At 31.6% G+C, this 8,934-nt stretch carries 14 protein-coding genes; 4 read left to right on the top strand and 10 right to left on the bottom strand.

Annotation, left to right across the window (positions count from 1 at the left end; all coding sequences use genetic code 11):
* Positions 1–324 (top strand): transposase (locus ESZ54_RS01490; RefSeq protein WP_162615058.1); only part of this gene is annotated, 324 nt, incomplete at its 5' end.
* A 204-nt stretch (positions 325–528) separates the two neighbouring features.
* Here ESZ54_RS01490 and ESZ54_RS12630 read toward each other — a convergent pair.
* Genes ESZ54_RS12630 through ESZ54_RS01480 form a run of 3 tightly spaced genes read right to left on the bottom strand, consistent with a single transcriptional unit; the run spans position 529 to position 1,160 of the window.
* Positions 529–744: a GNAT family N-acetyltransferase gene (locus tag ESZ54_RS12630; protein WP_239433720.1), complete on the bottom strand. Its 216-nt coding sequence runs from the start codon at positions 742–744 to the stop codon at positions 529–531.
* The gene (locus tag ESZ54_RS12625; protein ID WP_239433719.1) at positions 741–908 is read right to left on the bottom strand and encodes a GNAT family N-acetyltransferase; all 168 of its coding nucleotides are present in this window, start codon (positions 906–908) and stop codon (positions 741–743) included. The genes ESZ54_RS12630 and ESZ54_RS12625 overlap by 4 nt, the downstream gene beginning before the upstream one ends.
* Positions 909–935: 27 nt before the next feature.
* On the bottom strand, positions 936–1,160 hold the full coding sequence (locus tag ESZ54_RS01480) for a hypothetical protein (protein WP_136135905.1): 225 nt from the start codon (positions 1,158–1,160) through the stop codon (positions 936–938).
* Positions 1,161–1,297: 137 nt separating this feature from the next.
* On the opposite strand from ESZ54_RS01480, the gene ESZ54_RS01475 reads away from it, so the two are divergent.
* Together ESZ54_RS01475 and ESZ54_RS01470 are read left to right on the top strand one after the other, a co-directional pair.
* Positions 1,298–1,798, top strand: coding sequence for a 5-bromo-4-chloroindolyl phosphate hydrolysis family protein (locus ESZ54_RS01475; protein WP_162615057.1), 501 nt, complete (start codon positions 1,298–1,300; stop codon positions 1,796–1,798).
* Positions 1,795–2,775, top strand: a complete 981-nt coding sequence (locus tag ESZ54_RS01470) for a hypothetical protein (protein ID WP_136135903.1) — start codon at positions 1,795–1,797, stop codon at positions 2,773–2,775. The genes ESZ54_RS01475 and ESZ54_RS01470 overlap by 4 nt, the downstream gene beginning before the upstream one ends.
* Positions 2,776–2,819: 44 nt before the next feature.
* On the opposite strand, the gene aac(6') is transcribed toward ESZ54_RS01470, so the two are convergent.
* The 3 genes from aac(6') to ESZ54_RS01455 are packed head-to-tail and all read right to left on the bottom strand — an operon-like array spanning position 2,820 to position 3,706.
* A complete protein-coding gene (gene aac(6') / locus ESZ54_RS01465; protein ID WP_136135902.1) occupies positions 2,820–3,263 on the bottom strand; it encodes an aminoglycoside 6'-N-acetyltransferase in 444 nt (147 codons plus the stop codon).
* Positions 3,260–3,448 carry a hypothetical protein gene (locus ESZ54_RS01460; protein WP_136135901.1) on the bottom strand — a complete coding sequence of 63 codons (189 nt, stop codon included), beginning with the start codon at positions 3,446–3,448 and terminating at the stop codon, positions 3,260–3,262. Before ESZ54_RS01460 ends, aac(6') begins: the two co-directional genes overlap by 4 nt.
* 33 nt (positions 3,449–3,481) lie before the next feature.
* A complete protein-coding gene (locus ESZ54_RS01455) occupies positions 3,482–3,706 on the bottom strand; it encodes a hypothetical protein (protein WP_136135900.1) in 225 nt (74 codons plus the stop codon).
* Positions 3,707–3,835: 129 nt separating this feature from the next.
* On the opposite strand from ESZ54_RS01455, the gene ESZ54_RS01450 reads away from it, so the two are divergent.
* Positions 3,836–4,198, top strand: a complete 363-nt coding sequence (locus ESZ54_RS01450; protein WP_136135899.1) for a DUF805 domain-containing protein — start codon at positions 3,836–3,838, stop codon at positions 4,196–4,198.
* Positions 4,199–5,662: 1,464 nt separating this feature from the next.
* On the opposite strand, the gene ESZ54_RS01445 is transcribed toward ESZ54_RS01450, so the two are convergent.
* The 4 genes from ESZ54_RS01445 to ESZ54_RS01430 all read right to left on the bottom strand — a co-directional run bounded on the left by ESZ54_RS01445 (position 5,663) and on the right by ESZ54_RS01430 (position 8,761).
* Entirely contained in the window at positions 5,663–6,883 is a 1,221-nt protein-coding gene (locus ESZ54_RS01445; protein ID WP_136135898.1) for a hypothetical protein, read from the bottom strand.
* A gap of 416 nt (positions 6,884–7,299) precedes the next feature.
* Positions 7,300–7,833 carry a hypothetical protein gene (locus ESZ54_RS01440; RefSeq protein WP_136135897.1) on the bottom strand — a complete coding sequence of 178 codons (534 nt, stop codon included), beginning with the start codon at positions 7,831–7,833 and terminating at the stop codon, positions 7,300–7,302.
* A gap of 20 nt (positions 7,834–7,853) precedes the next feature.
* Positions 7,854–8,174 (bottom strand): alpha/beta fold hydrolase, encoded by a 321-nt coding sequence (locus ESZ54_RS01435; protein WP_136135896.1) that lies wholly within the window; start codon positions 8,172–8,174, stop codon positions 7,854–7,856.
* Between the two features lie 62 nt (positions 8,175–8,236).
* Positions 8,237–8,761 carry an alpha/beta fold hydrolase gene (locus ESZ54_RS01430; protein ID WP_136135895.1) on the bottom strand — a complete coding sequence of 175 codons (525 nt, stop codon included), beginning with the start codon at positions 8,759–8,761 and terminating at the stop codon, positions 8,237–8,239.
* Positions 8,762–8,934: the final 173 nt, after the last annotated feature.

Genomic DNA, 8,934 nt, shown 5'->3' with positions numbered 1-8,934 from the left:
CCACTTCAAAAATGTCGTGAATGTCCACTATTTCATGAAAAAATATGTCAGAAAGTAATAAAAATCAAACAAAGTAGTGATATACGAAAATTTAATCATCCTGCACGCGGAACAAAAGCTTGGGAAAAACTATACGCTAAACGAAGTGCAGTTGAAAGAGTGAATGGCTATCTAAAAGAACATATGAAATTAAATGATACGACACACTATCAATCAGAAATTGTTCAAGTGGAACTATTATTGATTCAACTAGCTTATAATTTAAAGAATTTTGCAGCACAACGATTGTCACAAGAGAAATATAGAAAAGAACTAGTCGCTTAACTTCAAAAAACAATGATTTTGAAATTGGTCGAGTGTTTACTTTTCTAAAAAGTGAATTATGAAATTAGCTCAAACAGGTAAACAAAGCTTTAAAATCTAAAATAGGACTTGATGTTAGCCCTCCCGAAAGAAATACTATTGTTTTAGTTCCCTTACCTGTTTCATACACATTCATATAGCCATCATCAATCGTCACTACACTTTTTAAATTATTAATACGATACACCCCACTTTACTAACACCAATATCTAACGAGGATAATTGTTCCTCAACAAATGTCAGTGTCTTTTGACCAAGCCCCTGCTTATGAAATGCTTGATCAATATAAATACTTATTTCTGCGGTAATATCGTAAGCGGCACGATCTTTAAATGAGCTTAGACTCACCCAATCCGCAACTTCTTCATCAATTTTTATCAACCAAAGTGGAAATTTGTCGGTTGATGTTGTTCAAACCATTCATAGCGTGACTCAACAGAGATAGGGTCCAAGTCGGCAGTTGCCATGCGCGTTGATATTGTTTGATTATAAATGCGTACAATTTCTGGTAAATCATTAAATTCTGCAATTTTGAATGTTAGCATAAATCTGCTCCTTAATTTTTATATCTATTATGGTAATGGATTATTGGGAATATCGTAACCTTGTGTTGTTGAAATAAACTTGATTGTGATTGCTAAAAGAAGCACGCCTAGAATAAACAAAGTAATGCTATATTTTTCGACTTTTTTCCTATTAATCATTTCGTCCATCCCCATTTTTCGTAATTTAACCATCAAAATTAAACTAAGTAAAATCATCAGTGTGCCTAAAATCAAACCAATTATTAACCACATTTCTTTCAAACTCCTTCTGTCAAACTTTCCTCTCACTGTTGTCTTACACATTTACTATTTCTACCAATGATTATATAATGAACAAATAAACAACTTAACATCAAATAAGATAGATGTCACAGATAATGGAGGAAAATATGTATTATTTTTATTTTACCATAATTGTTTTAGCGCTTATTTTAATCTTATCCACAACTCAGATTTTAAAACTCAATCACTTAAAAGCTGAACAACGAAGTGCCGTTAGAGATTTTCAAAAACTACATAAAATGTCTGACTCGGAACTATTATTATTTAAGAATGAAATGACTGCAGCTAAAGGTCATATTGTTGCGATTGAAGAAATAATTCAAAAACAACCGAAGTTAAAACAAGATGAAGAACTGTTGACAGCTGTTGAAAAAGCTAAAAAAATATTTAAGCAACTTATGGCTGACCCCCGTGATTTAACGCATTTTGACAACTTTCTTTATCGTAATTTACCAACATTACAACTCCTACTTGAAAAATATAACGAAAATGGCGACAAACTTAATGAAGTACTCGCTTTAAGTTATCAAAATATTGATTTAGATTTTCAAAAATTACAATCAGAGGAACAAGAAAAAATTGAAGAAGCGGAGGCGTTTATTAAATGAAAAACGATGCTTCTTTCTCAAAAGAATTTGATACCTTATTCGAAAAAATTACGTTACGCGTTTTTGTTAGCCGGAAAATAAAACTATTATTTACGTTTGGTATTCTATTAATTAGCAGTATTCTTGTCCTGCAATTAATCATTGTACCAAAACAATTAGACAATACACTTACCAAGTTTAATAAAGACTGGGCAAAATTTGATGCTGAGCTCGACCGCATTGATGAAGAATCTCCATACAAAGATACACTTCCGCTAAAAAAAGAAGGTATCAAAAGTAAGTACAAACCAAATTACGATACTGTTAAGCCATATAAAATTGATGTCAGTGAAAGTAAAATTGATTTCAATAATGGCTATCTCCTAAAAATAAATGATCCAAATGCTGAACTTGTAAACAACCACGGTAATGACCTTAAAATTAAACCTGAAAAGAGTATCACTTCAAAACATCCTGTCCCAAGCGTAGATCAATTAGCCACCCATAAATTTAATGTGATTAATTATCAACAAGATTTCGATACAAAAACAATGAAGTTAACATACTTTGAAGATACTTCTCACTATTCAGATGAACTTGGTTCAGTTTATATCTCAGGAAATATTAGCGATAATTTAAACATTCAAGTCGAAAAAGAGTCAGATGCTTTCTATGCTGTTTTTCCCAAAGAAAAAGTTGGCGATACACAAACCGGTTTGATTATCTATGCGCAACCTTCCAAACAACTCTTAGATCATAATAAAAATGTGATTCCTCAAACTTATGTGGTTCTCTATAAGTACTGGGTGTTTCCAGATGGTGCTGGTATCTACACGCAACAAAATCATCATTTCTATGGTAACTTAACGATGGAAAAAGACAATAAAAATTCAGACAAAAATAACCTTAAAACCATCAACACTTTCACCCAACTTTTTGATGATAAACGTTCCATGCTAACCTGGATTGACGAAACATATACCATGGAAATAAAATAAAGAGCAAAGCCCCTTTAAATCGATACTTGATTTAGAAGGGCTTTTTATCTTTTTTTATCCTTTTTCAAAAAATGAATTGTGCGACTAACTTCTTTAAAGCCAATTTTTTGATGAAAACTAAGACTTGCTACATTATCAATCTCACAATCACTCGCGAATTCTGAACATCCGTTAACTTCAGTCCAATGTTGACCTTGCTGAACTAATTTTTTGGCAATCTTTTGATGACGATAGGTTTCTTTGACAAACACACCTTCTAAATAACCACAGGGACTTGAATGCGTCCCTTCAACATAATCAGTTCGAATACTAAACTGCGCAAAACCAACTATTTCAGTTACATCAGTCCACAATAATATTTGTTGATTACTCTGATTCAAATAACTTCTAAATTCTTCAATTAATTCATCCTTTGAACTATTATGATAGATTTCTTGTGCAAGAATTACTAATTCATGAATATCTTTCGTACTGCATTCTTTAATCATCGCCTACCTCCATTATCAATTCGTTCCTTCATCTCAATTTCTTTTATATACGTTTCTAAATCATCGACATATTGCTTTTGCATTGCCTTTAAATTCATTTTGAAAAAAGAAACACACCAAATAAAAGGATTTTTAATATTTAGTTTTTCTTTAAAGACAATTCTTGTTTCTTGTTCAGATATCATCTCAAAGGTGCCACACCAATTGCCATCAAAAAACTAGTTCTCCATATTAAAATGGTATCTCGTATATGGCGTCTTTTCAGTAATTGTGAAGATTGTCTCACCACCATTTTTAAAATACTCTTTAAAACTTGTTTCCGATAAGATTTCTGTTTTAATTAGATCACTCCGCCAATTTGTATCAGCACAATTGACAACAATATCCCAAATTTTTTTGATATTACATGAAATCTCTACTGTATAATTAGATTGTCGTTTCATATTCTCGCCTCCATCTCTCTAAATTTTATTGAACAATAAATAGACGAATGCTAAACTTATTATATAACATTTCAAAAAAATTGGATGATTTAATAAAATAGAAAGAGTGGTAAAAATGAAAATGCTTTTATCTCATATTGGCGTAATGCTTTTAACATCAAAGGGCGCACGGACTGTAATGAATTTTGGTTTGCGATATTAAGTCTTTCTTTAATGTGGACTTTCATTTATTTAATTTTATTTTTTATCTTTGGCAACTTAAATGAATTTGGTGCTAAAATTGGGATAGGCATTATTTCAGCTATCTTGATTGTCCCCAACTTTACACTCCTTGCACGAAGAATTCGTGATTGCGGATCTTCATGGGCCAATGCTTTTCTGCTTTATAGTGGGCTCCTAACCTTTCTTCTACCCAGCATTATCGTCATGATTATTTCATTATTATGTTACATTTGGCTTTTTCTATTGACAATTGCACCATCAAAAAAATAAATATTGAAAAAACTTCAAAACAAAGTGAGACACTATAGCATTATCGAACATTACTTAACGTAATAAAAGTAATCTTTTAATATAAAAAACATATAAAATCGATATCATGTACTTTATTCATGCACACATCTTCTGCTGTAAATAAGAATCAAACTTCGAATAGTAGAAAAGCAATGAAAAAAAGAAACAGAAGAAACAATTAAAAATAATTTTTATTGCTATTGCGGGAGTTTTAATTCTTTCAATGTTTATTCAGTATTCATAAAGAATAAACTAACTTCTGAAATAGAACAAAAAGCAACTCAGTTAAAAGAAAACAAAACTAAAGAGCAAAATAGATATCCATATCTCGTTAAAACTATTTCTCCTAAAAGTACTGAAGATGGCTTAAATAGCCAGTTCCAGAATTTGATATTTAATTACAACGATATTTTTTTGTTACGAGTTGCCTATTTAGGCGTGGAAAATAGATCATTTTGATCGCAGACTATAATCTATTAACTGAAAGAAACCAACTTGATAAGAAATTAATAACAGCTCAACTAAAGCTTGTTTTTGGATAGTATCTATGTCTTGTTTGGGTACACTAGTATTATTCCTTTTAATTAGGCAAATGACTTTTTACTGTTCTTATCGTGCTTCTTACACTGACTTTTATCATCCATTGCCCCAATATGTCACTAAAACCAGTCACTATTTCAAAGAAAAACACTGGGTAAATAAAATGTAGTTTACTCAAAATCATCTAAAAAACAAGTGTGCTAAAATGATTAATACAATTCTAGAATGCTTGTTTTTTAATTTTTTTCTCTATCATTCTCCATACTCTTTCTTAATTGCCTCAATCTTAGTACCACAAACGTAAATTTTAGTTTTTGTGTAGTTTTTTCCTTTTACAAAAAATAGATTAAACGGCAATTTAGACTTCAGGTTTTGGAGAGCCATCTCTACATCTATTTTTAGTTTATGCAAATCACGCAATTCTTCTTCTTTACAAAATCCTGATTGATTATATTAATTGTCTCATTTATCAAAGATTGATGGCTTTAAATTCTATTCTCTTAAAATTTTTTCTAATTTATGAAGGCTACCTTTTATTTCTTAAAAAATTCTCTGAAGGACCCTTTTAGTTGCCAAGAAATATGCCCTACTCTGTTTTTTTATTAAGTATTGACACCTTACTTATCGCTATCAACCTCACTTGTTCTTACTTTCAAAATATCAGTTGTTTTTTAATTTTAGCTAACTATCAAACCATAATTTATGCGCACTTCAATCATAATCGTCGCACCTCGTCAATGTGTCGCTGCACTTTTGATTTTACGATGATACTTTCGCCATGAAAGAAAGAGAGGTCAACATCGTAGATTTTTTATGCAATACAATTCAAAATAAAACACCAAAAATCATCATCTCAATTGGTCAAATGAGCGAGATATATTAACGTAAACTTTATATTTGCTATTAAAACAATAACCCATAAAGAACATCAAAAATTATAGTTGTTTTAGAAGATGATGGGCTTATGTCATCATTCTCATTTTGCCACTTACGATAGTCTGCTTCACTTGGAATTTCTTCTTGTTTTGGCAACTCTTTTTCTGAATATGCCTTCTCCAATAACGATATTGTTGAGACATTTTCATCTTCTTCAATTATTTTTTTCCATTGATTTGGATTTTCATTTTTCTCAATAGCAATGAGATCCAAGAGAATTCCTGCATAGCCACCAACACCATACCCTTCTGAAGTTAATCCAGTATTTCGATAAGCTGGATTATCATTGGCTAACAGTATCCCAAGTCCCTTATACACATCTGCTTGTGACTGTATTTGCTCTGGATACCCTGCATATAAAGATGAAACTAGCTCATAATAGTAAGCTGTCCCTTCTAAACGATCACCTAATTTCGATTGTTGAAAGTCTTCTTTGTTTTCTCTCTGATAAGTTTGATACGTGCGTAGTGCAGCAAGCGTGAATTCCTCACGTTGTTTTTCATCTGCTATTGCATTTTTTAGCTGTTGTTGGAGAAGCATTCTTGTGTGTCGTGCCTGACTGTCTTCAAACCTTTCATCCCGATCTGATTGCGCTTCGACAGTAAGTTTGGCACCAGCCCATCTTTCTTGCGTTATACTATGAAACAGCTCATGTGAATAAGATAAAAATTGGTCATATGTACCTAAATGTTCATATTTTTGAAAACTATAGTAATTCGATAAATTTTCTGGAATAACCCCAATGTACGCTCCAGAGATACCATTTGATTGAATTGGTGCCCACTGACCTTCAGTATTTAATCCGAAACCAACATTATATTTTTTAAATTCATTCTTACTTAAAGTTTGGATTTCACCCTTAGGCGTCACTAAAACCGATTGCTTATCCTTTAGATTTTGAATGAGTAAGTACTGATTTTTTTCTGGATTATTTGGCCAAAAAGACTCAATATGTTCTTGATAATTTTTTACTTGCTTCGCTGCAACTTGAACATACGCATCAAATGTAGATGGTTGTTTAATGCTTGCTGCCCCAAAAGTAAATCCTTCTTGTTCTATAGCTTTTACTGTTGGCACATCACTGTATGGCGCCTTAAAAATATAATGATGTCCCACAAATACACTGATATAAAGAATTGCAACTAATGATACTATCACAATTAAAATTCTGGTTAATACCTTTTTCATTCGATCATCTCTCCTATTATAAAAAAGTTTCTTGTATAAATAGTACCACTAATTCATAAAATGGCCAAAAACAACAAACTATACCTAATTAATAAAACAATTAATACATTATTTGTTGATAACTATCAAAGTTTCATTAAGGCGTGTTTTAACTTCAAAATCATCATTACATATTTACATCAAACACTGCATTTACATCTCACAGAAAGAACATTTAATTAACAAACAAATGTTTTACCCTTATCCAACAAATAAAAAAAAAGGCCATGACCGTAACAAGTCAGATGACCTTAATTATGAAGAAATAACGCACAGAAGTAACTTTCGCAAAATCAAACTGAATATTACAAAAACTCGAAAAAATTTTGGCACTTTCATGCTTATCTTTTAACTTTAGGCTCTTAATCATTCCTCATTCAAAATAACATCCAAGCCATGCTTCCAAAAACAATCAAATTTACACCAAAAACACAGCACAGAATAAAACCAATAATGACAAAAATAGATTGATGTGGTTTTATTAAAAAAACGACTGGATTATTTTGCCCAGAAAACCGACTATTTCGATAAAAAGTATCTTCAAGAGCATTCAGAGAACTACCTGTCACTTCCTCAAACAAATACTTTCCAGTAATGGCTATAAAATGAAACAGTTTTATAGAACCCTTTGAAAAACCTTGACTCGTTGTTTGAAACAACACCTTATGTAAAGGAACAACTTCATCTGATACCGCGTGTCGAATTTGTGGGATAACCTCACCTAGATTATTAACTCGCAAAACTTTACCGCGAGCCCAAATATCATATACACCGTCAGTCTCGATTCTAAAATAGTTGTCTTTTGAAGAATCAAAAATGATTGGCGTCCTAAACACTCGAATACCCAATGTTATTGCCACGCCAACTAGAACAACACCTAAAGTGATTAATACTAAATATAAAAAATGCATTTTAACCTCCTCCTCACGACTTATTCTAAATGTTCAACAATGTCTGTTACATCCTGATTAAATTTACTGGCCTCTTCCCACTGCGGAAAATGACCGGAGTTTTCATACCATATAATTGAAACTTTACTTTTGATAGTTCTCGCATATTCTTCGACCAATTGTGAAGAAACATGATGATCATGACGACCCTCAAAAAAATAAATTGGCATATCAAAAAATTGCTGGCTTTCAAAATCAACATCTAGCAACTCTTCCCAAAGTGCAAAAATTGATTGAGATGCCCCCTTTACCCTTCGAACTAAATCACTTACAGAGTACGTTCTAGACCAGACAAAAGGCATCACTAGTTTTAAGTAGTGACTTTTACCATAGAGTGACCCTTGATATTTCACAACTTTTTTATTTAACAGTAAACTTTTTTTATCACGTTTCTCTCAAAGTCCAAAGAGTCTAAGGATTTACCTTCTTTTTCTTCAACAAAAGCTTTTTGTAACAACTCGTTTTTTCTCATATTCACAACTTGTCCAATACCGATATATGTTTTAATTAATTGCGGATATTTTTCAACCAATTTCAGTCCCAAAACAGACCCCCACGAATGACCTATTAATATCAATTTTTCTTGATTGAAACGCGCCAATAAATATAAGACAAACTTGTAAGCATCATCAACAAAACTATCTAACGTCAGAATTTCCTCTGATGGAAATGGATAGTAAGATAAACCTGAACCTCGTTGTTCCAAATTAACAAAAATATATTTTTCTTCAAGTTGGTGATTAAACTTCTGGGTTAATGGTACACAACTATCCCCCGGTCCACCATGTAAATATAAAATAATCGGCGCATCCTGATTTTGATGACTCACAGAAAAAAATAATTTTTTGTGATTAATGGTGACACTCTCGATTTTAGAAACACGTTTCATTTGCTTCTCCTTGTCTTTGTTTTTATGAGAAATTTATTTTTAACTTCTGCGCTAAAAAACATCACATTATTATTTATATGACACTATAATTCGTTCAACTTCAAATAAGTATTTTAAAAATATACACTTTTTATGTTACTACTCTTTAAATATTTCGTTTGTCAAATTAAGCT

Source organism: Vagococcus silagei, from assembly GCF_004795745.1.
GTDB classification, from domain to species: Bacteria; Bacillota; Bacilli; order Lactobacillales; family Vagococcaceae; genus Vagococcus; species Vagococcus silagei.
This window is presented reverse-complemented; position numbering and strand designations above follow the sequence as displayed.

What these genes read in the sequence shown, in the direction of transcription:
- ESZ54_RS12625 (WP_239433719.1), bottom strand. Translation starts at nt 908, where the DNA reads ATGCTAACATTCAAAATTGCAGAATTTAATGATTTACCAGAAATTGTA.
- ESZ54_RS01480 (WP_136135905.1), bottom strand. Translation starts at nt 1,160, where the DNA reads ATGTGGTTAATAATTGGTTTGATTTTAGGCACACTGATGATTTTACTT.
- ESZ54_RS01475 (WP_162615057.1), top strand. Translation starts at nt 1,298, where the DNA reads ATGTATTATTTTTATTTTACCATAATTGTTTTAGCGCTTATTTTAATC.
- ESZ54_RS01470 (WP_136135903.1), top strand. Translation starts at nt 1,795, where the DNA reads ATGAAAAACGATGCTTCTTTCTCAAAAGAATTTGATACCTTATTCGAA.
- ESZ54_RS01460 (WP_136135901.1), bottom strand. Translation starts at nt 3,448, where the DNA reads ATGATATCTGAACAAGAAACAAGAATTGTCTTTAAAGAAAAACTAAAT.
- ESZ54_RS01455 (WP_136135900.1), bottom strand. Translation starts at nt 3,706, where the DNA reads ATGAAACGACAATCTAATTATACAGTAGAGATTTCATGTAATATCAAA.
- ESZ54_RS01445 (WP_136135898.1), bottom strand. Translation starts at nt 6,883, where the DNA reads ATGAAAAAGGTATTAACCAGAATTTTAATTGTGATAGTATCATTAGTT.
- ESZ54_RS01440 (WP_136135897.1), bottom strand. Translation starts at nt 7,833, where the DNA reads ATGCATTTTTTATATTTAGTATTAATCACTTTAGGTGTTGTTCTAGTT.
- ESZ54_RS01435 (WP_136135896.1), bottom strand. Translation starts at nt 8,174, where the DNA reads ATGCCTTTTGTCTGGTCTAGAACGTACTCTGTAAGTGATTTAGTTCGA.
- ESZ54_RS01430 (WP_136135895.1), bottom strand. Translation starts at nt 8,761, where the DNA reads ATGAAACGTGTTTCTAAAATCGAGAGTGTCACCATTAATCACAAAAAA.